Below are 24,383 nucleotides of genomic sequence, written 5' to 3'. Positions count from 1 at the left end.
CGGTTCGGTCAGATCTGCTCACGAGGAATGAAAATCCACATCACGATGTAGATCAGAAACTGCGGGCCGGGCAGCAGGCACGAGAGTACGAACAGCAAGCGGACAGTCGACGACTTCCAACCGAAGTACCGAGCGATTCCGGCGCACACCCCACCGAACATTGCTCCCGAGCGGGCGCGGGTGAGCTTGCGGGTATTCATCGGGGAGGTCATGTGTTGTTTCCTTTCAACGGAACTCGCGGTTCATCCGCGTCGACCTCCACTATCCGCTGCCGATCCACCTGTGCGCATCAGGCCATGGACCCATCTTTTCCGACGCGGTGTGTCCTCAGGTACGAGTCCGTCCCCGCGTCGGACTCAGGGTTCTCCCCCACACCCCGGCCTCGGACCTCAGCCTCGCACCTCAGCAGGGAAACATGCGTCGAAGCCGTTTCGGAGCCGCAAAAGGTTGCCAGTTGTCGACGTCCTGCGCCAGACGATCGGCAACGGTCCACAACGCCGACGGGTTGTGGGTCAACCCCATGTGACTGCCTTGCACCGCAATGCTTTCCGACAGGCCTGCCGAGGTTTCACAGCACGCTTGCCATGGAACGATACCGTCGTGCCTGGAGTAGACCGACGTGGCGGGAACGGAAATAGGCGATCCCTGTTCGGATTCGATGCCGTCGACCGGAGGCAGTATCGCGTGATTGCCGGACAAACGAGCGTAGAGAGATCCGACTCTCGTCTGCTCCAGACTGGTGAGACCGAAAGGACTTCCCAGTGTCACTACCTGACGCACCGAATCCGGCAGGTCCCTCGCCAGCTTTCGAGCGTAGATACCGCCCAGACTCCAGCCAATTACCGACACCTTCTGCTCGTATCGATCTGCTACCTCGGCCAATGCGGCAGGCAGTCCGTCGACCACCGTCGCCGTCGGACCGGTGTTCAGACCCAGATTCCAACCGTGAACCCGGTATCCGAGAAAGCTCAAGTATGTCCTCAAGGCGAGAGTCGAAACGTCCGAAGTCAGCAATCCGGGGAGAACGAGGACCGGATGCCCGTCCCCACGCGGCGATCGAAGCAACCACGGAGCCGCGAGAAGCAGTGAAGCGATGTCGACCAGTCCGCGCGTCGGTTCGCTCAGACACATCGCCAAGGATGGTGGCCCCGGAACGAGTGGGTCGACTTCACGAATCAGCGTCGATCGCTGCGCCCAATCGAATTCGGTCTCCGCGAAATCGATCGCCGAGACTTCCGCAACTACGGACACCTGAACTCCTGTCGGCCGGTGCCCTCGTCGGGGCGTGTGGTTGGGCGGTTCCGCGAGCTGTGTGCTCAACCCGCGGAACCTTGTCCTCATCCACCACCGGTAGCGAACCAGGACCCGTTCTGCCCACAGATCCGTGACCAAAGGCCTCTCGACCACACGAACGCTGTGTGATCCAGAACACTAGTTTTGGTTACGTTGCATCTACGTTGCGTAGATGTTTCGTCGCTACCAAGGAGAATCTCGACAGGTCTTGTCAAGCACTGCGGCAGGCCGTTTCCTCCGGCAGAGCCGTCGGCGCTGCAGGTCCGAAGGGTCTGAGTGAAGTCACGCTGCCAATCGGTTGCGGCTCGATTGATCCCCTTTTCCAGTCGCTGCAACCAGCCTGGAAGCCACGATCGGTACAGACAGCGGTACCCAGATCCGACAGTTCGCATGCCGGATCTGTTTGGCGCGGCGTTTGTCGGCGCAGACATTCCCACCGATCCGCAAGACAGCTGTCAGCCTGAAGCCTCGAAAGTCCAGTTCCGGCAGTGGGTCAGGCGCCTACGGCGATGTGCCAGGCCTGGCGTCCCGGCGCGTGACTGATTTCCATTGGCGACCGGATCGGGGCAACGAGAACAGCAGCAGCACAACTACTCCAGCGAGCACGATACCGATCAGATTGACACCGAGCTGAGCCAGCGAACTCAGCACGACATTCCACTTACCTGCGAAGACCGCAACGACCGCCAATCCCGCAGCTGGCACCGTCGTCACCGAGATGAACACCCCCACCAGGACCGTAGAGGTAGAGGTGACCGTTGCCAGCATGCCAGCCGCTCCCGCCAGCAGTGCTACCACCAGTGAGAACGGCCCCACCTCGTAGATGAAGTCGAATGCGCGGGCGTTCTCGACATCGCCGATTCCGACCCAGCCCAGACGAATCCACAGCATGGTAGCCAGGCCGGTGAGGGCCATCGCGGCCGGAAACGAGATCGCGAGGGTACGAATCGAATTTCGCACGAGATCTTTGTCTCGACGTACCAGACCCACTGAAAGCGCTGCCAGCGGCCGGAACTCCGGCCCCACCACCATTGCACCGACCAGGGTCAGCGGCGACGCCGTGGCAACACCGACTGCCGAGAGCAAAAACGCGATCACCAGGAAGGCCAGGAACGCCGGAGTCAGTCGGGCACCTTCGCGCACCTGACCGAGCAACTGCTCCCACACCACTGTCTCGTCGGGTCTTCTCGGGGCCGCAGTGTCCGCCCGTTCTGCGGAGAAGGACAGCATGGTTCCCGCCGGCTCGAACGAAATACCGCCAGCCCTCACCAGGTCCAGAGCAGTCAACGCGGCAAGCACGTCGTTCGCGCATGCGCGGGCTACATCGGCCTCGATCACATCTCCCGGCGGATCGACAGCGGCTCTGAGTGCGAGTGTCACATGAGTAGCCCCAGGTTCGGCGGCCAACATGTTCAGCACATCTCCGGTCCGCTCACTCGGCGAGATGACACGCAGATGCAGCACAGTATTGTCTCCTTCAGCCGGCGGTGGCCTCGGGTGCAGGCAGCATCGACGGCCGGTCCATCACCGGAAACCATAGCGGGCTCGGACATGTCTCAACACCGTGGATTCTCAGCGCTACGAGCCACACTCCCCCCCGGCGCACATACATCTACCGCACTGCGTCAGTCGCTAGGGCGCTCACGCAGCCGCGGCGGTAGTCGGTCCAAGTTGATAGATCGCGTTATCGCGGAGGAGCGCCCACCACACGTTCAGTCTCCGCCTCCCAACGCAAGAACCGCCTGCGTATGACACTGCCCCTCGGCCCGTTTGCGGGTACAAAAAGCCTACGACTGAGCGTTGTGCCGGATACTGTGCTGCGCGGACAGATAGAAGGCCCGCAACAGCCTGCGGTCGTACCTGCGCGGCCGGCGCAGATTTCCACTGACTCGGCCCGAATCTCGCGGCACAGGCGCTAGACCCTGAGATGCCGGCCAATCTGTCTGCGCTTCCGAACGCAGACACGTCACCACCCGTGGCGGCGACATCTGCCCAGCCACCCGCACCAACTACCCGTTTGCGGCCTCGACCGCGGCGTCGTCAATCCGAGAGGCGTTGTATGCCTTCTTGTTCCGGAACCACACTTCCGACTTCGTCCGGCCGAATTTTCGAAGTCCGTCAGGCGATTGATAGATCGAGTCGTCGAGAACACCGGGCGGCCGTTCTCCTTCAGCCATGCGAACAGCAGCACAAAAAGAGCCATACCCGGCGTCCCCAGGCAGCCCCGAACCGACAAATGTTCGGCCAGTATCGCCCGGGAAAAACGGTAAGGAAATAACAACTGGCAGAAACAGGACCCGCGCAGTCGCTGAACTGCCGTTCGAGCTAGCGCTCAGTTCGAGCAACTCTCGGGTGGCAGATTTTCGGCGGCCCACGTTGTCAGTTCACTGAGAGCGGGGAGCAGCGCCTGCCCCGACGCTGTGAGTTCGTACTCCACGGCGATGGGCGGACCTGCATCGACGCTCCTCGTCACCAGGCCTGCCCCTGCCAACTCCGTCAGGCGTTCCGAGAGCACCGAATCACTGATCCCGCCCACCGCGCGCTTGAGTTCGGAGAATCCCGCCGGCCCGTTCAGCAGCGTGCCGAGAATGACGCCGTTCCACCGTTTGCCCAGGAAGCCGAACGCGCGGGCCAGAGCCCCGTCACATGCGCGGGGCTCGTGTCCCGCTTCGCTCTTGCTTGCCACCCCACCATCCTAGCCACAGTGCTAACGTATCCGTAGGCACTATTTTTTTACTAGCAACTAGCTTTACCGGGTGATGCTCGGTCGAGCTACCACGGAACGGAAACCCCCGATGTCTCTCGACGCAGCCACCCCATTCACCGCCCAGCAACTCGACGAAGCCGGCCGCGAGCTCATCTTCACTGCGGCTCGCACCGCCAACTCCTTCTCGAACGAACCTGTGACCGACGACGAACTGACTGCGATCTGGGAGCTCGCGAAGTGGGCACCGACCGCGGCCAACACCAATCCGCTACGTGTGCTGTTCGTCCGTACCGAGGAAGGCAAAGCACGCCTCGTCGAGCACATGGCAGACGGCAACAAAGCCAAGACCGAGGCCGCTCCTGCAGTTGCCGTACTGGCGGTGGACACCGAGTTCTACAAGCACATCCCCAACCTGTTCCCCATTCGCCCGGAGATGAAGGACTACTTCGAATCCGACGAGGCTGCCGCCAGTTCGACGAGTCGGTTCAATGCCGCACTTCAGGCCGGATATGTGATCCTCGCGATTCGCGCACAGGGTCTGGTCGCCGGCCCGATGGCCGGGTTCGACGCCGACGGCATCGACGGCGAATTCTTCGCAGACGGACGTTTCAAGACGATCCTCGTGGTGAACATCGGCCATCCCGGTGAGAACCCCTGGTTCGATCGTCTGCCGCGCCTCTCCGATGAGGATGCGCTCAGCTGGGCCTGAGGCCAATTCGGACAAATCAAGCAATGCGGGAGAGTTCTGCGGAACTCTCCCGCTTTGCCATCTCCAGCGCGTTTCAACTCTGCTCGCAGTGGGTACATACCCGCGTCTCGCAAAATCTCACGTCCAGAACAACATCCGACACGCTGCAATCGGAATTAGTTGCAGTATCTCAGTTTTTGGACGACAGTCGAGGGAAACCCGTCGGCCTACGGAGGCTGTGGGGAAAGCCCTTGTGCGCCGGTCGGTGTCGAGGGAAGACGTTCGAGCGAGCAGAAGTCCGAAGAAAGTGGGTTCGGAAATATGGGCGCGCTATGGGATTTTGTCGTTGCACGACGACAACAGTTGTTGACCGACTCGTACCTTCATGTTTCAGCAGTTATCCAGTCCGTGATCATCGCGACGATCGCCGCCGTGATCATCGGCATTCTCGTCTACCGGAGCCCGGCGGGATCCTCCATCGCTACGGCGTTGGCCAGCACGATCCTGACGGTTCCTTCATTCGCCCTCCTCGGACTGCTCATTCCGATTCTCGGTCTCGGCGTCGCTCCCACGATCACCGCGTTGATCTTGTATGCCCTGCTCCCGATCATTCGGAACACGATCATCGGTCTGGATGCAGTCAACCCGGCGATCACGGACGCAGCCCGCGGTGTCGGAATGAATCGCATGCACGTACTGAGTCGAATCGAGCTACCGATCGCGTGGCCGTCGATCCTCACCGGCATGCGGGTCAGTACACAGATGCTCATGGGCATCCTCGCCATCGCGGCGTACGCCAAAGGTCCTGGTCTGGGAAACCTGATCTTCTCCGGACTCTCGCGTGTCGGTAGCCCGAATGCTGTTCCGCAAGCGCTGGTCGGCACCGTACTGATCGTCATTCTCGCTCTGATTCTCGACGGAATCTACGTCGTCATCGGTCGTCTCACTACTTCGAAGGGGCTGCAATGACTGAAACCATTCCGTCTGACGTATCCACAGATCAGAAGGTATCCGGGGTCGAGATCGTCCTGGAGTCCGTCACCAAGCGGTACCCGGGCCAGAAAGCTGCAGCGGTGGACAATGTTTCGCTGACTGTTCCGGCCGGTGAGATCGTGGTCTTCGTCGGACCTTCGGGTTGCGGCAAAACAACGACGATGCGCATGATCAACCGCCTGATCGAACCTACCTCCGGCAAGATCACCATCGACGGCAAGGACGCGCTGTCGATCGACCCGGACAAGCTCCGCCGTGGCATCGGGTACTCGATCCAGCAGGCAGGCTTGTTCCCGCACTTCACGATTGCGAAGAACGTCGCGACCGTCCCGGGTCTGATCGGTTGGGACAAGAAACGTATCGCAACACGCACCGACGAGATGCTCGACCTCGTAGGCCTCGATCCCGATACCTATCGCGACCGCTACCCTCGCCAATTGTCCGGCGGGCAGCAACAGCGTGTGGGCGTGGCCCGGGCGCTGGCTGCCGATCCTCCGGTGCTGTTGATGGACGAACCTTTCGGTGCCGTCGATCCGATCACCCGCGGCCTGCTCCAGGACGAACTGATGCGTCTGCAGTCGGAGTTGGGTAAGACCATTGTCTTCGTCACGCACGATTTCAACGAGGCAGTCAAACTCGGTGACCGTATTGCCGTGCTGGGCAATCAATCCAGCATCATGCAGTACGACACTCCGGAAGCGATTCTCGCCAATCCCGCAAACGACATGGTCGCCGGATTTGTCGGGGCGGACGCCTCGCTCAAGCAGCTGACCCTGACACGCGTGCGCCAGATCAAACTCAAGCAGTGCCTCACCGCCCGCGAAACCGATTCGGTCGATGATTTGAGAACCGCACTCGCAGCGCGTAAGTGGAAGTGGGCCCTGATTCTCGATCAGCGCGGACGGCCGCTTCGCTGGGTCTCGCCCGGCCATCTCGCCCATGCGTCGACTCTTCGAGGTGTCGGTAACGAGATCGGCGAAGCCGTGTCCATCCAGTCCACCCTGCAGGATGCTTTGGAAGCTCTTCTCGCAGAGAGCAATGCGTCCACCGTGGTCACCGGACGGCGTGGCGAGTACGTCGGTCTCATCACCATCGACACACTGGTCAGCCATCTCTCCGAAATGCGCGAGGAGCATGCGCACGACCACGACGAAGAGCCAGACACCGAGAACGTCGAGGGTTGAACATGACTGCCACGACAGAGGAGCGCGTCTCCGCGCCTGAGATGGAACCGGACGCCCCCGATCTGGGTGCGGCCGAGAACGCCGCCACGCGCCGTGCGGAACGGATGCGACTGTATGTGCAGCCGGTCATCGTCCTGATCCTGGTTGCGGGCGTGTTGATCTGGGCATTCAGCCGAGATCTCAACGCGACGCAGAAGGCGAGCATCAACCTCGACAACATCGTCACTCTGACCTGGCAGCACGTACTGATCACCGCCGCCGTGGTCATCATCGTCGTCGCCATCGCGGTTCCACTCGGAACCCTGCTGACCAGGCCGAAATTCACCCGCCTGGCACCGTTCTTCGTGGGAATAGCCAACATCGGAGCCGCAGCGCCTGCCATCGGCCTGCTCGTGCTGTTCTATCTCGCGACAAGAACGACCGGCTTCTGGATCGGCGTGTTTCCCATTGCGTTCTATTCGTTGCTTCCGGTGCTGCGCAACACCATCCTCGGCTACCAGCAAGTGGACAAGACCTTGATCGATGCGGGGCGCGGGCAGGGAATGTCTTCGCTCACGGTCCTACGTCAACTCGAGTTCCCGATGGCCGTCCCGTACATCCTTGCAGGACTGCGTACTTCGCTCGTTCTGGCCGTCGGTACTGCGACGCTGTGCTTCCTGGTCAGTGCCGGCGGACTCGGCATTCTGATCGACACCGGATACAAGCTCCGCGACAACGTCACCCTCGTGGTCGGTGCCGTACTGGCGGTGTCGTTGGCCTTGCTGATCGACTGGCTCGGCGCGCTCGCCGAAACTTATCTCGGGCCCAAGGGATTGCGATGACCAAGACTTCGATCACCAGAACGTGGGGCTGGAAACTCGCGGTTGCCACGATCGGCCTCACACTTGTCGCTTCGTGTGGTCTCGAGTCCGGTGGCGCACTGCCCCTGGCCGTCGGCCCCGGCAGCATCGAGCCGGTTCCGGAGCTCGAGGGTGTGAAGATGACCGTCGGCTCCAAGGACTTCACCGAGCAGATCGTGCTCGGGTACGTCATCGAATTCGCGATGGCCGCTGCGGGCGCGGATGTTCGAGACCTCACGAACATCCAGGGCTCGAACAGCACCCGTGACGCACAGTTGAACGGCCAGATCGATCTTGCGTACGAATACACCGGAACCGGCTGGATCAACTACCTCGGCAACGAGACACCGCTTCCCGATTCGCAGGCGCAGTTCGAGGCCGTCCGCGATGCGGACCTTGCTGCGAACGACATGGTGTGGACCGATCCGGCGCCGATGAACAATACGTATGCATTGGCGATGAGCAAGGAGACCGCTGAGAAGACCGGTGTCAAGACCGTTTCCGACTACGCGAAGTTGGTCGAATCCGATCCCGGAGCTGCGGTGACGTGCGTCGAGACCGAGTTCAACGTCCGCCAGGACGGATATCCCGGCCTGGCAGCGAAATACGGTTTCGACGCCTCTCGTGCCCAACGCCAGATCCTGCAGACCGGCATCATCTACCAGGCGACAGCCGATGGCGATCAGTGCAAGTTCGGCGAGGTGTTCACCACCGACGGTCGCATCATCGCACTCGATCTCGTTCTGCTCGACGACGATCTCCAGTTCTTCCCGAAATACAATCCGGCACTGGTGATGAAAAAGGACTTCGCGGAAGCACATCCGCAGGTAGCAGAAGTCATGGCACCGATCTCGGAGCGACTGACCAACGAGGTGATGACCGAGCTCAACCGGCAGGTCGACGTCGACGGCAAGGAGCCGGCGGACGTGGCCCGCGACTGGCTGGTCTCGGAAGGCTTTGTCACGGCGCAGTGATCGGCTGACCGCAACCCAGCCGAGTAGTTACCGTTTGCGTCCGACGCAGAACACTCGCCGGAACGGAAAGAGCGTTCCGGCGGCTGTTGCGGGGTAGGCCTCCCGCAGCAGATCGGAATACTGACGCTCGAACTCCGGAGCGTCAGCTTCGCCGAGAACGTCGAGCACGGGCCGTAACCCCGTCCCCCGTACCCATCCGAGCACCGGGTCGGCACCTGCCAGCACGTGTACGTACGTCGTCTCCCAGGCGTCGACGTCGAATCCGTGTTCTTGGAGACGCTGCGCGTACTGAACTGGACTGTCGACGCCTTCCGGGCCGCGTAGGACGCCACCCAGTCGCTCACTCCATTCCGCTGATTCCGCGAGATCTCGCATGAGCGCATGGGACGGAGCATCGAAGTTACCCGGCACCTGCCACGCCAGCCACGATCCGGATTCCAGGGTGTCCGCCCACTGGTCGATCAGCTCGCGATGGCTCGGAACCCACTGCAATGCAGCGTTACTGACGACCACGTCGTAACCGGTGGCGTCGAAGGACATGATGTCCCCCAACTCGACGGTGACGTTTCCCGGTAGGTCTGTAGGGGCCTGCGCGACCATTTCGGGAGACGAGTCGAATCCGGATACCGAGGCGTCCGGCCATCTTTCCCCGAGCATCGCGGTCAGGGTGCCTGATCCGCAGCCGAGGTCGGCTACCCGCGTCGGGTCTTCGGTGGCCACCCGTGACACCAGGTCCACGAACGGGCGTGACCGCTCACCCGAATAGCGGCCGTAGACTTCGGGATTCCACGTGACAGTGCGCATGAACCCATCCTGCACCCTGTTCCTGAGAATTGCCGCCCGTCAGATCTCGCTCTTCACGATCCGGCCATTCGAAAATCACCGACGCGGCACCACGGTGGACAGTACGTTCGGCAACCTCGACCAGTCCGCGGTGATGTAACTTGCGTGCTGCCCGGCCAACAGGTCGAGACGCTCGCTCGCCTCGGTTTCGGTGGCATGGGTTCCGTCGATCTGCGGAGCGACCTTGTGCGCGTCGGTCATGACGAGCAGGTAGCCGCGATCGTGGTACCAACTCGGATCCACGACTCCGGCGGTGTAGTCGAGAGCGTCGCCGTCGAAAATCACGAACCACGGACGGATCCCCGGGTCGGTATAGCGGTCGAGACGTGGGTCTCCCGGTGATGCACGGTGAACAGCGGGAAAGGCGGCGCCGAGTTCGACGAGCCCGGCGGAGGACAGATCTCGCAGGTGCGTCGCATACTGCCGGTCCGTCCACTCCGTATCGAGAGGGTTTCCCTCCTCGATCGTTCCCGGTATCAGCTCGAACAGAAATTTCCCGGTCATTTCGGAATTGCTCGGCCATCCACGCTCGGTGACGGCGGCATCCGGGGTGGAGTAGGACTCCCCCATCAAATCGGCCGGCGTGAAAACCGCGTCTCCGAGTGTCCCGAGAATCAGGGCGTCGAGATCCGCGGGCCCACGTCCGTACCCGGCAGTGAACCCGTCCTTGATTTCCAACTTGATCATCACCGGCGGGTGCTCGGGATTGGCCTCGTGCCACGCCCGCATATCTGCCAGGCATCCACGGAATCCCTGATCTCGTAGACCGCTTCGCAACCCGGATGCGTCCTGAGCGCCGACGCAGTTGCTGTCGCTCACCACCGGATTCATGTGCGACACACGCCAGTCCGGACCGCCCCCGTTGGTCCACAGGTCCAGCTCGAGCAACGACGCCCCGGAATCCAAAGCGTCGGCGAAGTACGGAAACGTCGCCTTCTCGTAGGAATTGTGGACCCCGACTGACGTGGTCTCGGAAAACGAGCGCACTTGGTTCGTAGTCGTTTCGGCGCCGGCAGAGGGCGCCGAGACGACCGCCACGAACGCACTCATACCGGCTACCAGGATTGCTCGCATGTTCGACACTCTCGCAGAAATCACCCCACGGCAGGATGGAATCGTCAGAGTTAACTGGACAATCGTCTAGATTGCACCGGAGTGGGGCATGATTTCAGGCGGTGGGTGAGGGCAATTGTCAGGCCAATAGCATCAGTGCCGGAACTGATCCGAGTCAGAGCACTCGCCGCACACTCGCAGGAGGAATCGCATGCAGCTGACTCAATTCGTTCACCGATCCCTACGAGCGTCGCCCGAAGCGGTGATGACGATCTCCGATGGCCGAGTGCGCACGTCTCGCGAATCGGTCGACCGGATCAAGAGGCTCGCGGGCGGGCTGCAGACGTTAGGCCTGCGCACCGGTGACAGAGTCGCGATCTTGGCATCGAACTCCGACTACTACCACGAGGCGCTCCTGGCCTGCTGGTGGTTCGGAGCAGTGGCCAGTCCGGTCAATTCTCGCTGGAGCACGGCGGAAATCACATACGCCCTGGAAGATTCAGGGTCGACGGTATTACTCGTGGACGAGAATTTTGCTTCCGTCGGATCTACCCTTCGCGAGGCGTGTCCAGGCCTGACCACTGTCGTCTACTGCGGCAACGACCGAGTTCCGGACGGAATGCTCGACTACGAACAGGTGATCGCGGAGGCGATTCCGGTCGACGATCTGCGCGTCGGCGGCGACACGCTTGCACTACTCCTCTACACCGGCGGGACCACCGGAGTGCCGAAGGGCGTGATGATCAGCCATCAAGCGCTGATGGCCTCGGCGCTGGGCACTCTCGCGGCAGGCGGCGTGGCAATCAGCAACGGAACGAACCTCGCGGTGAACCCTCTGTTTCACATTGCCGGGATCGTCGGATGGTTGGCTCAGTCGCTGATGGGTGGAACCCAGGTCTTCGTAGCGAACTTCAGCCCACGGACGTTCCTCGAGGCCGTGGACCGCTATCGCCCGACAACCGTGGGTCTGGTGCCGACAATGCTCCAGATGTTGGTCGCCCACAAAAACGAAACGGGCGAAGACGCAACCACCTACGATCTGTCCAGCGTCAGGATCCTGAGATACGGCGCCTCGCCCATATCTCCGACGCTTCTCGGGCAGGTCATGCAAATGTTCCCCAACAGTTCCTTCGCTCAGGGCTATGGGATGACTGAAACCGCGCACATCAGCATGCTGAGTCCAGCCGATCACCTCGAAGGTGGTGATCTCCTCCGCAGCGCTGGTCGCGCGCTCCCTCATTGCGAGGTGAAAATCGTCGATCCGGCCGGCTCGGAACTCCCACCCGGCAAGGTGGGCGAAATCGTCACGTTCGGCAGCCACGTCATGCTCGGATACTGGAACAAACCGAAGGAGACCGCAGAAGTGCTCCGCGACGGGTGGATGCATACCGGCGACGCCGGATACCTCGACGCCCGCGGTTACCTGTTCATCGTCGATCGCATCAAGGACATGATCGTCACCGGTGGCGAGAACGTCTACTCCACCGAGGTCGAAAATGCTCTGGCACAACACGAATCCGTCGCGGCCTGTTCCGTGATCGGTCTGCCCGATGCCCAGTGGGGCGAGCGTGTCCATGCCGTGGTCGTCCTTCGGCATGGTTTCGACGCCGACGCCGACGAACTGCGCGCTCACGTGAAAACGCTGATAGCCGGATACAAATCTCCGCGCACTTTCCAATTCGTCGATGCATTGCCGCTGTCGGCAGCAGGCAAGGTGCTGAAGCGCGATCTTCGTTGCAACGCAACGTAATCCTTTACGACTGTCAGGATTACAGCTTCAATGTCGGTTCTGGGTCGGTGATCAAGCGGTGCAGTGACGGCGACGCCGCTACGGCCTCTCCTAGTTGCGTCGCACTCGCGATTTCGTCGCCGAACTCCGATCGCCAGGCGTGCAGTCGACGCGTCAGTTGTTGCAATCGGTATTCGCGGGTCATGCCGATTGCACCGTGTGCCTGGTGGGCGGCGCGGACGCTCACGAGCGCATTCTGCGAAACCACCAATTTGGTTGCGCTCACTTCGAAGTCGGCGTCGCCTCTGATGAGTGCATGTGCAGTGCGATCGACGGCCAGCGTGGACATCGAAGCCATCTGAGCAAGCGTCACGATATGCTGCTGGACTGCTTGAAACTGCGCGACGGGCCTACCGAATTGCACCCGGTCGGACACATAGCGCCGGGTCAACGTCGACGCCGACTCCATCGCTCCCGACATCTGCACCGAGCGCAAGAACGCGCCGAGCTTGCTGAGAATCCGGGCATCGACCGGTTTGTCGCCGTCAATGGTCCGCGCTTCGGAGAACGTCAGGCTCTCACGCGGTTGCCCCGCAAGATCCGTCCCGCCACCGATCTCGGCGTCGGAGATGTCAAGGAGTACGACGCGATCACCGAGAACTGCTGCCAGCACTGATGCGGCACTACCCCACGGCACGTCGTGAAAGGTTCCCGACAGGAAACCGTCGTCGGTCCGGCGCACATCGTCGCGCGGCGAACCCGGGGCGACCGTTGCGATTCCGGAGGGCACGGGTAACCCGCCCGCTGTTGCCAGCCTGCCCGCGAGGTACGTCTCGGCGAGCGGCAGCGGTGCAGCGTGCCTCGCCGCCGCGCGCTGGACAGTCACGGCGTCGAGGAGCGAGCCACCGGAACCACCAACCGATTCGGGAAGGCCGACCAGAGGTAACCCTAGTTCGACTGCCGCGCTCCATAATCCGGCGGGCAGACCGCCGATCTCCGCCTGCGCTACCACCTCGGTGCCGGACTTCTCGGCGAAAAATTGCTCGACCATCGATTCGAGGTCGGCGTCGAATGTGTACGCGTTGATCTGTGACCCCGAATTCATCGGTCCAACCCTTTCATGATCACGGTGCGGAGAATTTCGTTGGTACCGCCGCGAATCGACCACGACGGCGCCACCAGCACGGCCCGGGCGAGCAGCGACTCGTACGGATCGTCGGATGCAAGGTCCGGAGCCCGGCCGAGGTGCCGCGCGACGGTCGCAACACAGTCCTGTTCGAAGCGTGTTGCCATCTCCTTGATCAGCGCGGCCTCCGTGACCGGCGAGCGACCGGCGTCGACCATCCGTGCGATGGACAGCGACATCCCGCGAAAAGCCCAGCAGCGTGCGGTAATCGAGCCCAGATCGGCGAGGGCAGCTGGACCGCCTTGCGCTGCTTGGTTGGCCGCGAAGTTCTCGAGGACCGGCATCAGCGACATCCAACGGTCGACGCCACCTCGCTCGAGTGCGAGTTCACCGGTGTTTTGTCCCCAGCCCGCTCCGACGTCTCCGAGGCGACGCGAATCCGGCACGAAAACATCCTGGAACGACACCTCGCAGAAGTCCTCACTACCGTCGATGAACGGAATGGGTGAGACGGTCAGACCCTCGCTGTCGCGATCGACGATCAGCTGAGTGAGTCCGTTGTGCTTGTCTGCCGAGGTTCGAAGCAGGGCGAGTATGTGTGTGGCGTGGAAGGCGCCGGTGGTCCAGATCTTGGTGCCGTTGACTTTCCAGCCACCATCGACACGTTCGGCGCGAGTGCGCACCGATGCCAGGTCCGAACCCGAGTCGGGCTCACTCATCCCGATCGAGAACGAGAACTCACCGCTCGCGATACCGGGAAGGAAGTACCGCTTCTGTTCTTCCGTGCCGTTGGCGGCGATGCTCGGACCCGACTGTCTGTCTCCGATCCAGTGATAGCCGACCGGCGCTCCCCGCGCGAGAAGTTCTTCGACGACGACCAATCGATCCACTGCTGACCGTCCGCCCCCGCCGTATTCCTTCGGCAGCGACATGCCGAGCCACCCACGTCGACCCAGATCTCGCGAGAACACCGGATCCACCGCCCCGGCCATCCCGAGTCCGAGCGAGTAGGTACCGGGGGTGAGTCGCTTGTCGAGGTACTCCCGCACGTCAGCCTGAAGAGCAAGCTCCTCGATCGTCAGTTCTGTTGCGTCGAAACGCATGACGTCTCCGATCAGTTTCGTGAGTCGATCCGCCGCCCGTGGCGCTTACCCGAATTTTTCATGCGCCCAGCAGCAGGGCGCAGCCGATCTCGAAGAGTCTGTCCGACAGGTCGTCGCGACGGCGAAGCCGGCCGATTCGGACGGCGTTCTCCACAACTGTCAAAGTGGCATTGACGGTGATCCTGGCGGCGGCGGACTCGAGGCCCGGACGGACTTCTTCGAGCATCTTGACCCATAGCGCGACGTACTCACGTTGATTCTGTTCACACGTGCGGCGGAACTTGTCCGGTAATTGGTCGAGTTCGCTGATCAACAACCCGATCAAATGACGCTCGTTGATCGCGAAATCGATATGTGCGGCAAGCAATCCGGACAGCGCGTCCTCCGGGCCGGTTGCGGCGCCGAGAGCCTGTGCAACGCCGAGCCGGCGACGCTCGCCGCCCCTCGCGACCGCGGAGATCAGCAGGTCGATCTTGGCATCGAAGTGGTTGTACACATTCGGGCCTGTCGTCCCTGCAGCCTCACCGATGTCCTCGGTATTGACTGCTTGATATCCACGCTCGTCGAACAGCCGAATTGCTTCGGTCAACAAGAGTTCACGTCGGGGTATCACAACGGGCAGGTGACCCGTTGCCGCCACGACTTTCACTTCTGAGCGACCCAGTTCCGCGTATGCAGCGCGGTCTGCCAACTCGACAAGCAGCAGTTCCATCTGACGCCTCGGCAAGGACACTCGATGCGAAGACACACTGTTGAAGACTGCGATGACAGCCCAGGCGAGCAGATAGCTGTCTTCCTCGTCGAGGTCGGGACGCTCAATTCGGATCAGCACTGCATCGCGCGAAGCTGCACTCTTGAGGGTCGAACGCATTTCCTCTCGTTGCTCGTCAGGCAGATAGCGTGCCTCTCGCTGCCACAGGAGCGACAGACCCCGACGTTTGGACACCGATGCCGCAAGTTCGGTGATCAGTGTTTTCAGATCCTCGGCACCTGCGACCCGATCGTAGAGCGATTCGATGCCTGCGTTGACCGCGGCGTAGAGGAGATCCGGCTTGTTCTTGAAGTGCCGATAGAGCGCAGGTGCCGTGATTCCAACTGCAGCAGCCACCTGAGCGACAGACACGTTGTGATAACCGTGCTCACGGAAAAGCTCACCTGCAGCCGCAAGAATCTGCTGCTTACGGTCGCGGGGCCTGCGTACGACCATCGTGACTCTCTCCTTCGCGGCAGCGGACAAGCTCAGAGTACCGAGCCGAGGAATGAAGCAATGAACCGAACCGTCTACAGCAGCGACGATCCGATGCACCGTTCACGAACACGGAATCCCGCTCAGGAGTAGATGAACGACTCGACCATCCCTCGTTCGGCGGCCCTGTCTGCAAGAGGCCACGCCAACAGCATCAACACGATCCGAACCACCCACTGCGACTCTTGACCTTCAGGATCCAATCCTGCAAGTTCCAGTGCAGTACGCGGGAGCAACGGCGAGGACACGAGATACTCGTCGATTCCGTTGGCCCGCGCTGCCGCAAGGCCGTGGCTCATGGCAGCGTCGGATCTGATCGCGTCGACGGCGACGAGGATCGACTCCACGATGCGCTCGTCGCCGTGCAGTGATTCGACGGCAGTCGCGACCTGGCTCGCCACGGATGCCGCGCCTCGTGACAACAACCCCTCGCGGATCGCGGACTTGCCACCTACGTAGCGGTAGAGCGTTGCCCTCGAACAGCCTGCGCGGGCAGCGACGTCGTCGGCGTTGAACCGATCGAATCCCTGTTCTCGAATCAGCTCTGCCGCAGCCGCGAAGATGCGCTCGGTTGCGAGTTCACGGCGGTTACCGCCGGCCAACCAGTCGGCGGCGCGGCGCTCGTTTGCACCGGTCACTCTCCGTCACCTCGTCTCACTCTGAGACAGATTCAATCAGAAATCTCAAGGCTACGGAAGGCCGCGAGCCTCTGAACTGGGAGAAGTACGAGGGGGTTGAAGTGCGTGAGATTTTCTCAAAATGCCAGTTCAGAGGCATTTTCCACCTGTTGACTTGTCCTCGACGGCCGTGAAATCTTCCCTTCGTGACACTATCGACGCTCGACATCAACCCTTTCCTGCCGTCGAACATCGACGACCCGTACCCGCTATACGACGTACTCCGGCGCCGGCACCCCGTGTACCGCATTCCTGATACCGACTTCTATCTGGTGTCCACGTGGGAATTGGTCACCGAAGCCGTTTCCCGTACCGACGACTTCTCCAACAACCTCACCGGCGTGCTGGTTCGTACACCGGACGGTTCGGCAATGACCTTCGACATGAACGGCGGCGGCCAAGCTGTTCACGTTCTCGCGACTGCCGACGAGCCCGACCATCAACACCAGCGCAAACTTGTCTTGCCGACACTGGTCGCCAAACGTATACGAGCACTCGAGCCGGTGATGACCGAGTACACGCAGCAGTTGTGGGACAACGGCTTCGACGGTCGACGGATCGAATGGGTCACGTCGGTAGCGGACACGCTGCCGCTGCAGATGGTTGCCACGCTGATCGGCCTGCCGGCACACGACGTCCCCCAATTGCTGGCGTGGTCGTACGACAGCACCGAACTTCTCAGCGGCATCGTGACCGCAGAACGGTTGACAGGCGTCGTCACCTCGGCGGCCGAACTCACCGGGTACCTCTACAGCAAGTTTCGTAAGGCACGGGCTCACCCGGTGGATGATCTACTCGGAGACCTCGTCCGTTGCTGTGACGCAGGCGAACTCAGCGAAGACGTGGCCGTGCTGATGTTGGTGCAACTCGTCGGTGCGGGTGGCGAATCGACCGCCGGACTGATCGCCAACTCTGCACGGTTGCTCGCCGAGCGCCCTGAGATGCAGACGCAGCTGCGCGAGGACCCTCTACTCGTGGGTGCGTTCCTGGAAGAAACGCTCAGGCTCGAGTCACCCTTTCGCGGACATCACCGACATGTCAACGCGGACACGACACTCGGTGGCATGACACTGCCCGCCGGCAGTCATCTCATACTGCTGTGGGGTTCGGCGAACCGCGACCCCGAGTCGTTCGTCGAACCACAGGTGATGAACCTCGACAGAGTCAATCCCCGAGCACATTTCGCCTTCGGCAAAGGAGCACATTTCTGTGTCGGGGCCGCGCTGGCTCGTCTGGAAGCAAAGATCGCGATCGCAGTCCTTCTCGAAAACAGTGCGCACTTCACAATCGATTCCGAATCCCCACCCCGTTGGGTCCCCAGCATGTTCGTACGCCGCCATCAGAGTTTGCGTCTCGCTGTCACCGGATAGTTTCACTCAGTTGTCGAAATTGTGGGCTATCCAGTCGATCGTCTGCATTCCGAACAGATCAGTTCCCCAACCGTATGGATCCGTGAATGCGCGGTCCATACTGCAATCGGTGGGCTGGTAGCTCACGTCGGTCCCTCCACTCCTGTACGTGTCCGCCAGTTCTCGCGCATCAGCTGCCGGCACAAGTGACATCGGGGAGTCGTCCTTTGCGCACGAAGCTATCAATACCTTCGACGCCGGAGCACCGTGGCCCAGTACGTTGTCGTCGTACGCGCGCTGGAAACTGGGTTCTGTGATCGGATCGATCCCCGGCTCGAAAAGGCTCGCCAGCGGTACGAACGGAAGCGTGAAGTACGCCGGCATCTGGCACTCATCCCGGTACACGTCGGCAATCGCTCGGCCCACGGGATTGAGCTTGTCGTTCAACTTCATCTCGGGGTACCAGGGTTCGAGGCCAAGGAGCGTCGCAAATCCGAAGCCTGCGCCGACCGAGGAATCTGTTGTCTCCATGAATGTTCGGGGCTTGATCACCATGCCCTCGAGGACTGTCGAGACGATATCGAGTTCCGGCGCGTAGGACTGCGCAGATTCTGCGGCGAATGCCGAACCGACTCCACCACCAGCGATTCCGAACAACGCAATCTCCGCATCCGGATTCAGCTCGGAATCCTGCAGCTGAAATGCTGCGCGCACAGCATCCAACTGCGCGTGCCCCGCGAACTTGCCCGCGAAGACGCCGTGAGGATCACGGTCTCCGTTGTTCCCGACGTCGGATATCACTACGGCATAGCCTTTTCCGAACATCAGTGCCAGCGGACCCAACGCCGACCAGGAGGCGCCGTCCAACGGATCGCCGCCCGTCCAGTGCGAACTCGGATGACAGTAGCCGCCGACGCTGTCGTTGGCCTCCTGGTAGCTGATGACTTTCTTCTCCGATGCCGGTGTTCCGTCGATCGGGATCATCATGATCCCGGTGCTCACCACCGGCGTCGAACCGTCGATTCCGGTTGTAACGTACATGATCTTGTAGGCGTCGAGCTGTCCCGGTTTGTATCCGGTGAACAGTACATCCACCTTCTTCGACTTCAGGAGATCACCGGGACGCTCGGCGCCGGTCAACACCGGCTCGTCGTAAAACGGATCATCGGGCGTGAGTGCAGTGAAGATCTCCTCTTCGGATGCGAACTCCCCCGAACTGAGAGCACCGACGGTGAACCCGTTGAATACCTCTCCCAGAGTTGGGGTGTCGGTTCGAAACTCCTCGGATACAGGAGTTTGCACGTCTTTCGGGGCATCACTGTCCGGCACCTCAGCTCCAGCCGTTGCTGGCAGGACCAGCGCAACGGTCAGCGCTACCAGCGGCGCCAACCTTCGGAATGTCGCCGACGACATCACTGAACCGTCACTTTCAAACTGGAGAGGGCCGATTCGAGAGTTTGTGGGAGGGTCACCATCGGGCGGTGACTCTCCAATTGAATTTCGTAGGGAACACTCAATGTGGCTACGAGCCGCGGCCAATCTTCTTCGACCATCGCTCGGTACTTCGGCAAGAGCTGCGAGGTGATGTAGTCCCACCGGTCCTCGTACACCGACCAGTTCCAATCCGGTAGGGGCAGTGTCACTGTCGCGGTGCGTCCGTCGGCAAGTGTCGTCGTGAACTCGAGGGGCCGGAACGAGCGAGGCGGGACCACGCCGGCGACCGAGGGCGAGCCGGCAACGGTCGATGCGTAGGTGATCGCTTCTCCCACATCACCTTTGTAGGCGCGCACGGTATCCCACTGGTCGCGGATGATCACCCCTTGCTCACGTTGGAGCAGTGCTACGTTCCCACGTGCAATCCGATTCGAATCGCCAGAGGCTACATCACGCCAGGCGTCCATGACATCCTGACCGAACAATCCGGCACTCTGCATTTCCTCCAGCGCGGGAAGTCCTTCATCCACGTATGCCTGATGCATCGGCATCAGATCCGAGAAGATGTTCTTCTGCATCACCAGGATCATCCCCAGCACATAATCCAAGTCGTCCGCTGTGACGTTCCTGCCCACCGCGGCGAGTGCGCGCAGCCCTGCCGGCAATTGGTTCAGCGCTTGCACGCCAACCTGATCCGTGACCTGAGAAACTATCGAATTGGAAACATATTGCAGATTCGGAAACGAGTACATGTCCGCCATCAGTTCGAAGTCGATCAGTCCTCCGCCGAAGTCCGCACCAACCTGTCCGCCCATGCCCGCCCACTGCAATTCCGGGTGACCGAGTTGCAGATCCTCGTAGTAGCGGTACGACTTCACCAGGTTCGTGCGATTAGCCGACACTCCGGCGCGCGGATTCCACGATGAGAGATCGATTCCGGCGGCTTCCGTGGCAGCGACCAATCGATACTGAAACAGCAAGGCCGCATAGGATTCCGGACTGCGACCACTGGCGCGGGCTTCTTCCACAAGGGCTTGCAAGGTGCCGAGATCAGTCGGCAACGCGGGATGGACACCGCCCGGACCGTGTTCGGCATTCCGATTCACCAAAGGCAAATTCACGTACTCGTCCAGCTCGGACGCCGACGCTGAAATCTGTACCGAGAGCAACGCGGACATCGCCAGCGCACATGCCGTCGCGGCTGCCAATACGTCGCGCGCCCAACGACGTCGCCGAACACCTGCCCCCAGGTTCATCCGCATATCGATCCCTGTACTCAGGTCGGCATAGCCCCAATCGACGCCGACACCAAACACTTACTTTGCAGTAAGATAACTCGAGCCCCGAATAAGTGCCAATCCACTGCGAACGCTTCAGGCATCTCTACACGTCGTTGCCGTCTGCAGTTGGTTTATCCAGTTCACGGGCGGCCGAAACCTCTCCAGCGGGCGACCAGCCGGTTACCTGATTGCCCGACACCGTCGGAACATGCGCAGCTACGACTGTGCCCCCGGGTCCGGAAACTCGGGGGCACAGTCCAGACGTCGAGTGATTGGCCGCTACCCGAAGTCAGGCATGTTCTGCCCGCTGTCCTTGTAGAACTTCCATGTGCCGTCCTGCGGTGACTCCATGATGCGGTAGACCTCGGTTGCCCCGACAATCCACAACTGGCCGTTGTACCAATGCAGAGTGGAACCCGATTCCACACGGCCACTTGCGAGTTCGTTGCCGTCGGCGTCGACCACTGCAACCCTGTTACCACCCGCAGTCCAGCCGCCGGTGAGGCCGCCACTCTCGACTGTGTCCGTCAGAACCGGCTTCGGATCAGCCGAGGGAGTGGTCTCCGGCGACGTGGTTTCCGGGGTGGTCGGTGCCGGAGTTGTCGTGCTCGGTGCCGTCGTGGTCGTGGCCTCGGTGGTGCTGGTCGGCTCGGTAGACGTTGTCGGATTGGCGGTCTCGCTCGTGGACGGAGCTTGGGTGGTGGTCGTCTCCAACGCATCAGGCTCGTTCGGCACCATCGCTTCGGCCTGCATCCTGCTCAGAGGGTTCGCCCCGTTGGGTGCCGGTGTCGCCGGATTCCAGGTGTTGGTATTTTCCCAGGCCTGGTTAGCCAATTGCGGACCACGATTACCCTCGCATTCGGTCCTGTTACTTACGAGGTCCTTATGGGTTATCTCGACAGACGACATGAAACCAGATGAGATTGCCGGCCCGTTCACGGTGTACACCCGCGCCCACATCACATTGCGACTGCCATGGGTAATTCCACTGATGGACGTTTGGCTCGCCGACAGATTATCCGTTCGAACGATGTAGCTCGGATCGGATTTCCTCACGAAAACCACCTTGTACCCCGTGACACCTGGAACCGCGGGCCAGCTCAGGTTTGCTCTACGTCCCAATAGGTCTGCTCCTCCCGACGTCGAGCAGTTCACAGTCGAGGTCAACGGCGTCGGATAGAAGTTGCCCGTCGCCACCTGTGCGCCAGTCGAATTGACCACGTCAGTTGGATTTGCCAACGTCCCAGTGGCCTGAGCCAGACCGAAAGCCATTGCAGCAGCGCCGCCGACAGCGATCAACGACCGCAGCGACTTCATGCGGGTGCTAGCCCGTCGCATTTCAATCATTATGAGCCTCCTGAAGCTCCCCGCAGGTTTCGTCAGCATCGACGCGGGCGTCATTTGTAGTGGCGGCGCGGGCATTCTCCAGACGCCGGTCTTTAGTTCGTCCAAATGCGATGACCAGCACCGCGCCTACCAATCCGCCGCCAAGGAAGGTTGCGAGCGGGCTGGAAAGCCAAGCAACGACATAGCCGAGCCCGCCGACGCTGATGAACACTCGGTCGGCCTCGGTGATGGTGTAGGGCAGTCGATCAGCCACATTGTTGGCATCGCCCTTGAGCGTGGCGAGCACGGTGTCCGCTCCTGCCGATTCGAGTTCGACCACGCGGTGGGTGATGCGCACGCCTTGGTCGTTGTCGACGCTGATCACGTCGCCGACAGCCAATTCAGTTGCAGGCACGGTCTTCGCCAGCGCCAGCGCACCGGTGGAAATTGCAGGTTCCATCGAACCCGAGCGAAACACCAGTGGTTTGATCCCGAATATCAGGGACGCGAGAGTGGCGATTATGCAGATGAGCCCGGCGACCGCAGCCACATTCAAGGCAATTTCCTTGCCACGACTGCGTCCCACGCTCACCTCCTCATCGGTGCTGTCCATCGCGATGATCACTGCCCCGTTGCGGTGAAGTTGAAGCCCAGATCGGCGATCTTGAACTGCTCCGTCTGACCCGCGGTCGAATCGACGGTCACCTTGATGCACACCTGCTCCGAAACACCGGCAGCGAGTGATCGGCCAGAGACGAGTGTCGGGTTCCCGGAGAACGCTTGCTGCGTCCCGATGATCGGTCCTGAACAGGTACTGCCGTCGTTGGCGCCGGTCTGATGTAGGGAAACCTTGAGCTTCCCGATCAGCTCGGACGAACCCGTGGCCGTTGCCGATACCGCCCACTGGAAGTTGGCAGTTCCGGTGTTCTGAACCGTCAATGCCCCAGCCTCACTCTGGCCTGGCAGCATGCTGTTGCGCTTGAGTTCGGTGAATTGGTGTGCGGGCCGCTGGTTGTCGACTTTCAGCTGGACCGACGAAGTGCTGAACATGCCGGTGGTCGCAGTAGCGCTGTCGGACCACGCCGCCATCGTGCCGACCGCTCCGAGGCCCAGGACCATGCCCAGTGAGAGCACGGCCCGGGTCCGTATCCAACCGGTCTCGCCCAGACGGCTTCGCATCCGCGCCCCGAGACGCGCGTCGCCGCCCGATTTCTGTTCTGTAGACATTCTGCTGTCCTATTTCGATTCGGAGGTTGGTGCCGATGGATCGGCGGGCAATACCGGCGCGCCGAGTTCAGGGCCGGAAAGAGTCGGGTCTGTGCCACTTTCGTCGTCACCGGCCTTGCCCCGCTTGTCGCGGATGCCACTGACGACCATCCACACGGCATATACAGCCAGGCCCGCAGCTACGCCTGTGGTGAGAATCGAACGCGATTGCCCGTTGATCATCGAGTTCACCCGGCCCAGATACGGCACCGAGTAGATGACCCGACCACGGATCTGCTCGGGCACCAGCGACCACGAGTCGGCGACGGGGTTGTTGTCGCCGCGAGTGTGGATGCGACGCTCCCCTTCCCCCGTGTAGTAGATGCCTTCGATGCGGTGGGTGACCACCGCTGGATCGCCGGAGACGGGCTGGAACGTGATCACGTCCCCGGTGGTCAGATCCTCGTTGGGGGTCGGCTTGACCACGATGAGCGTGCCAGGGGGCATGGTCGGTTCCATCGAACCGGTGAGAACCGTGTACGCGGTAGAGCCGGTGAGTCGAGGGATAACGACCATCACCGCGAGAATGCCGACCATCAGCAGCAGCAGTACCCACGAGACGATGGTGCGAGTCCACCACCATAGGGTGGTCTTGTCGTCTCCGCCTTGTTCGGGATCATGTTGCCGCTCAGATGTTTCCACGTGTGCGCTGTGCCGGGGTCGATACTCGGCACGTTCGCCTGCACGCCGGCTTCTCGCGGTGACGGTCATGACTGGCTCACTGAGCTTGCGTCGAAAGTGAACGTCGCGTTGGACTGCTGGCTCGCTGCCGCGCCCTGGCCCAACGTGGCCCGCAGGCACAACACCTGCATCTGCCCGGCCGGAACCAGCTGTTCGGAAAAGGCCGCGCCGTCCATGGCACCGTTGTAGAGCTCAGTGCCCACGTCGCCAGTGGCGGTGCAGGCCGCCTCGTTGGCTACCTTGGCCACGCGCAGGCTCAGCGGCGGTGGGGTCGCGCCGTTGAGTACAACATCGGAAAGCACGTAGTTCATTTGCACGTTGCCGGAGTTGATCACCGGCAGAGGCATCTGAATGCTGTCGCCCGGGCCCTTGTTGTCCAACTTGAACCCATCGAGGTTGAACTGCTTGACCCCTTCACCGCCGGCAGAGATATCGAGCATGCCTGCCTGGATAGTGCCGCCGGTCGATTCTGCGGTATCGCGCCACAGCGCGCCGGTCTGCTGCACCGAGACGAACCCGATGAGCAGAACCGACGACGCTGCGATCGCCCATTTGTATTGGGTCTTCACGTGACCTTCTTCTGGTTACGGAT

General features: G+C 61.4%; 25 protein-coding genes and 1 pseudogene. 7 read left to right on the top strand and 19 right to left on the bottom strand.

Annotation, left to right across the window (positions count from 1 at the left end):
- Positions 1–8: 8 nt before the first annotated feature.
- The 6 genes and pseudogenes from ATN37_RS26885 to ATN37_RS26860 all read right to left on the bottom strand — a co-directional run bounded on the left by ATN37_RS26885 (position 9) and on the right by ATN37_RS26860 (position 3,979).
- Positions 9–212, bottom strand: a complete 204-nt coding sequence (locus ATN37_RS26885) for a PspC domain-containing protein (protein ID WP_003939828.1) — start codon at positions 210–212, stop codon at positions 9–11.
- 190 nt (positions 213–402) lie between these two features.
- A complete protein-coding gene (locus ATN37_RS26880; protein ID WP_020970664.1) occupies positions 403–1,251 on the bottom strand; it encodes an alpha/beta fold hydrolase in 849 nt (282 codons plus the stop codon).
- Between the two features lie 543 nt (positions 1,252–1,794).
- Positions 1,795–2,757, bottom strand: coding sequence for a DUF389 domain-containing protein (locus tag ATN37_RS26875; protein WP_007731461.1), 963 nt, complete (start codon positions 2,755–2,757; stop codon positions 1,795–1,797).
- A 177-nt stretch (positions 2,758–2,934) separates the two neighbouring features.
- Positions 2,935–3,279, bottom strand: a pseudogene (locus tag ATN37_RS26870) (transposase); the annotation flags it as partial.
- A gap of 23 nt (positions 3,280–3,302) precedes the next feature.
- A complete protein-coding gene (locus ATN37_RS26865; protein WP_021332067.1) occupies positions 3,303–3,470 on the bottom strand; it encodes a hypothetical protein in 168 nt (55 codons plus the stop codon).
- A gap of 155 nt (positions 3,471–3,625) precedes the next feature.
- On the bottom strand, positions 3,626–3,979 hold the full coding sequence (locus ATN37_RS26860) for a helix-turn-helix domain-containing protein (protein ID WP_007731459.1): 354 nt from the start codon (positions 3,977–3,979) through the stop codon (positions 3,626–3,628).
- A 109-nt stretch (positions 3,980–4,088) separates the two neighbouring features.
- Between ATN37_RS26860 and ATN37_RS26855 the strand changes: the two genes are divergently transcribed.
- From ATN37_RS26855 to ATN37_RS26835, 5 genes are all read left to right on the top strand, one after another.
- Positions 4,089–4,709, top strand: a complete 621-nt coding sequence (locus ATN37_RS26855; RefSeq protein ID WP_054781097.1) for a malonic semialdehyde reductase — start codon at positions 4,089–4,091, stop codon at positions 4,707–4,709.
- A gap of 300 nt (positions 4,710–5,009) precedes the next feature.
- Positions 5,010–5,657, top strand: coding sequence for an ABC transporter permease (locus tag ATN37_RS26850; RefSeq protein WP_054187726.1), 648 nt, complete (start codon positions 5,010–5,012; stop codon positions 5,655–5,657).
- Positions 5,654–6,865, top strand: coding sequence for an ATP-binding cassette domain-containing protein (locus ATN37_RS26845; protein ID WP_218695834.1), 1,212 nt, complete (start codon positions 5,654–5,656; stop codon positions 6,863–6,865). The genes ATN37_RS26850 and ATN37_RS26845 overlap by 4 nt, the downstream gene beginning before the upstream one ends.
- 2 nt (positions 6,866–6,867) lie before the next feature.
- Positions 6,868–7,686, top strand: a complete 819-nt coding sequence (locus ATN37_RS26840; protein ID WP_003939758.1) for an ABC transporter permease — start codon at positions 6,868–6,870, stop codon at positions 7,684–7,686.
- Entirely contained in the window at positions 7,683–8,678 is a 996-nt protein-coding gene (locus tag ATN37_RS26835; RefSeq protein ID WP_003939988.1) for a glycine betaine ABC transporter substrate-binding protein, read from the top strand. Before ATN37_RS26840 ends, ATN37_RS26835 begins: the two co-directional genes overlap by 4 nt.
- Before the next feature lie 27 nt (positions 8,679–8,705).
- On the opposite strand, the gene ATN37_RS26830 is transcribed toward ATN37_RS26835, so the two are convergent.
- On the bottom strand, positions 8,706–9,482 hold the full coding sequence (locus tag ATN37_RS26830; RefSeq protein WP_030535206.1) for a trans-aconitate 2-methyltransferase: 777 nt from the start codon (positions 9,480–9,482) through the stop codon (positions 8,706–8,708).
- A gap of 75 nt (positions 9,483–9,557) precedes the next feature.
- Positions 9,558–10,595 (bottom strand): phosphatidylinositol-specific phospholipase C domain-containing protein, encoded by a 1,038-nt coding sequence (locus ATN37_RS26825; RefSeq protein ID WP_037128603.1) that lies wholly within the window; start codon positions 10,593–10,595, stop codon positions 9,558–9,560.
- 190 nt (positions 10,596–10,785) lie between these two features.
- Between ATN37_RS26825 and ATN37_RS26820 the strand changes: the two genes are divergently transcribed.
- Entirely contained in the window at positions 10,786–12,324 is a 1,539-nt protein-coding gene (locus ATN37_RS26820; protein WP_218695833.1) for a long-chain fatty acid--CoA ligase, read from the top strand.
- 19 nt (positions 12,325–12,343) lie between these two features.
- Here the strand turns inward: ATN37_RS26820 and ATN37_RS26815 are convergent, their stop codons facing one another.
- From ATN37_RS26815 to ATN37_RS26800, 4 genes are all read right to left on the bottom strand, one after another.
- Complete coding sequence (locus tag ATN37_RS26815) at positions 12,344–13,408, bottom strand: acyl-CoA dehydrogenase family protein (protein ID WP_042452716.1); 1,065 nt, start codon at positions 13,406–13,408, stop codon at positions 12,344–12,346.
- Entirely contained in the window at positions 13,405–14,532 is a 1,128-nt protein-coding gene (locus ATN37_RS26810; RefSeq protein WP_042452718.1) for an acyl-CoA dehydrogenase family protein, read from the bottom strand. Before ATN37_RS26810 ends, ATN37_RS26815 begins: the two co-directional genes overlap by 4 nt.
- 58 nt (positions 14,533–14,590) lie before the next feature.
- Entirely contained in the window at positions 14,591–15,739 is a 1,149-nt protein-coding gene (locus ATN37_RS26805) for a TetR/AcrR family transcriptional regulator (protein ID WP_218695832.1), read from the bottom strand.
- Positions 15,740–15,861: 122 nt separating this feature from the next.
- Complete coding sequence (locus ATN37_RS26800) at positions 15,862–16,416, bottom strand: TetR/AcrR family transcriptional regulator (RefSeq protein ID WP_007731448.1); 555 nt, start codon at positions 16,414–16,416, stop codon at positions 15,862–15,864.
- A 185-nt stretch (positions 16,417–16,601) separates the two neighbouring features.
- Here ATN37_RS26800 and ATN37_RS26795 point away from each other — a divergent pair, with 185 nt between their 5' ends.
- Positions 16,602–17,825, top strand: coding sequence for a cytochrome P450 (locus ATN37_RS26795; protein ID WP_218695831.1), 1,224 nt, complete (start codon positions 16,602–16,604; stop codon positions 17,823–17,825).
- 6 nt (positions 17,826–17,831) lie between these two features.
- Here the strand turns inward: ATN37_RS26795 and ATN37_RS26790 are convergent, their stop codons facing one another.
- The 7 genes from ATN37_RS26790 to ATN37_RS26760 all read right to left on the bottom strand — a co-directional run bounded on the left by ATN37_RS26790 (position 17,832) and on the right by ATN37_RS26760 (position 24,360).
- Positions 17,832–19,217, bottom strand: coding sequence for a lipase family protein (locus ATN37_RS26790; RefSeq protein ID WP_256933489.1), 1,386 nt, complete (start codon positions 19,215–19,217; stop codon positions 17,832–17,834).
- Positions 19,217–20,500: a hypothetical protein gene (locus ATN37_RS26785; protein ID WP_082931281.1), complete on the bottom strand. Its 1,284-nt coding sequence runs from the start codon at positions 20,498–20,500 to the stop codon at positions 19,217–19,219. Before ATN37_RS26785 ends, ATN37_RS26790 begins: the two co-directional genes overlap by 1 nt.
- 297 nt (positions 20,501–20,797) lie before the next feature.
- Positions 20,798–21,856 (bottom strand): hypothetical protein, encoded by a 1,059-nt coding sequence (locus ATN37_RS26780; protein WP_228401300.1) that lies wholly within the window; start codon positions 21,854–21,856, stop codon positions 20,798–20,800.
- A gap of 1 nt (position 21,857) precedes the next feature.
- Positions 21,858–22,457 carry a signal peptidase I gene (locus ATN37_RS26775; protein ID WP_042453547.1) on the bottom strand — a complete coding sequence of 200 codons (600 nt, stop codon included), beginning with the start codon at positions 22,455–22,457 and terminating at the stop codon, positions 21,858–21,860.
- Between the two features lie 8 nt (positions 22,458–22,465).
- Positions 22,466–23,071, bottom strand: coding sequence for a SipW-dependent-type signal peptide-containing protein (locus ATN37_RS26770; protein ID WP_218695829.1), 606 nt, complete (start codon positions 23,069–23,071; stop codon positions 22,466–22,468).
- A gap of 9 nt (positions 23,072–23,080) precedes the next feature.
- Positions 23,081–23,752, bottom strand: a complete 672-nt coding sequence (locus tag ATN37_RS26765; protein WP_308125237.1) for a signal peptidase I — start codon at positions 23,750–23,752, stop codon at positions 23,081–23,083.
- Positions 23,753–23,817: 65 nt separating this feature from the next.
- Complete coding sequence (locus ATN37_RS26760; protein WP_019745195.1) at positions 23,818–24,360, bottom strand: hypothetical protein; 543 nt, start codon at positions 24,358–24,360, stop codon at positions 23,818–23,820.
- Between the last annotated feature and the right edge of the window lie 23 nt (positions 24,361–24,383).

It is taken from the genome of Rhodococcus sp. MH15, assembly GCF_019266045.1.
GTDB classification, from domain to species: Bacteria; Actinomycetota; Actinomycetes; order Mycobacteriales; family Mycobacteriaceae; genus Rhodococcus_F; species Rhodococcus_F qingshengii.
This window is presented reverse-complemented; position numbering and strand designations above follow the sequence as displayed.

Bases quoted from the DNA above. Each gene is read 5' to 3' on its own strand.
- ATN37_RS26885 (WP_003939828.1), bottom strand. From the start codon at position 212: ATGACCTCCCCGATGAATACCCGCAAGCTCACCCGCGCCCGCTCGGGA.
- ATN37_RS26865 (WP_021332067.1), bottom strand. From the start codon at position 3,470: ATGGCTGAAGGAGAACGGCCGCCCGGTGTTCTCGACGACTCGATCTAT.
- ATN37_RS26855 (WP_054781097.1), top strand. From the start codon at position 4,089: ATGTCTCTCGACGCAGCCACCCCATTCACCGCCCAGCAACTCGACGAA.
- ATN37_RS26850 (WP_054187726.1), top strand. From the start codon at position 5,010: ATGGGCGCGCTATGGGATTTTGTCGTTGCACGACGACAACAGTTGTTG.
- ATN37_RS26845 (WP_218695834.1), top strand. From the start codon at position 5,654: ATGACTGAAACCATTCCGTCTGACGTATCCACAGATCAGAAGGTATCC.
- ATN37_RS26840 (WP_003939758.1), top strand. From the start codon at position 6,868: ATGACTGCCACGACAGAGGAGCGCGTCTCCGCGCCTGAGATGGAACCG.
- ATN37_RS26835 (WP_003939988.1), top strand. From the start codon at position 7,683: ATGACCAAGACTTCGATCACCAGAACGTGGGGCTGGAAACTCGCGGTT.
- ATN37_RS26830 (WP_030535206.1), bottom strand. From the start codon at position 9,482: ATGCGCACTGTCACGTGGAATCCCGAAGTCTACGGCCGCTATTCGGGT.
- ATN37_RS26825 (WP_037128603.1), bottom strand. From the start codon at position 10,595: ATGCGAGCAATCCTGGTAGCCGGTATGAGTGCGTTCGTGGCGGTCGTC.
- ATN37_RS26820 (WP_218695833.1), top strand. From the start codon at position 10,786: ATGCAGCTGACTCAATTCGTTCACCGATCCCTACGAGCGTCGCCCGAA.
- ATN37_RS26815 (WP_042452716.1), bottom strand. From the start codon at position 13,408: ATGAATTCGGGGTCACAGATCAACGCGTACACATTCGACGCCGACCTC.
- ATN37_RS26810 (WP_042452718.1), bottom strand. From the start codon at position 14,532: ATGCGTTTCGACGCAACAGAACTGACGATCGAGGAGCTTGCTCTTCAG.
- ATN37_RS26805 (WP_218695832.1), bottom strand. From the start codon at position 15,739: ATGGTCGTACGCAGGCCCCGCGACCGTAAGCAGCAGATTCTTGCGGCT.
- ATN37_RS26790 (WP_256933489.1), bottom strand. From the start codon at position 19,217: ATGTCGTCGGCGACATTCCGAAGGTTGGCGCCGCTGGTAGCGCTGACC.
- ATN37_RS26785 (WP_082931281.1), bottom strand. From the start codon at position 20,500: ATGCGGATGAACCTGGGGGCAGGTGTTCGGCGACGTCGTTGGGCGCGC.
- ATN37_RS26780 (WP_228401300.1), bottom strand. From the start codon at position 21,856: ATGCGACGGGCTAGCACCCGCATGAAGTCGCTGCGGTCGTTGATCGCT.
- ATN37_RS26775 (WP_042453547.1), bottom strand. From the start codon at position 22,457: ATGGACAGCACCGATGAGGAGGTGAGCGTGGGACGCAGTCGTGGCAAG.
- ATN37_RS26770 (WP_218695829.1), bottom strand. From the start codon at position 23,071: ATGTCTACAGAACAGAAATCGGGCGGCGACGCGCGTCTCGGGGCGCGG.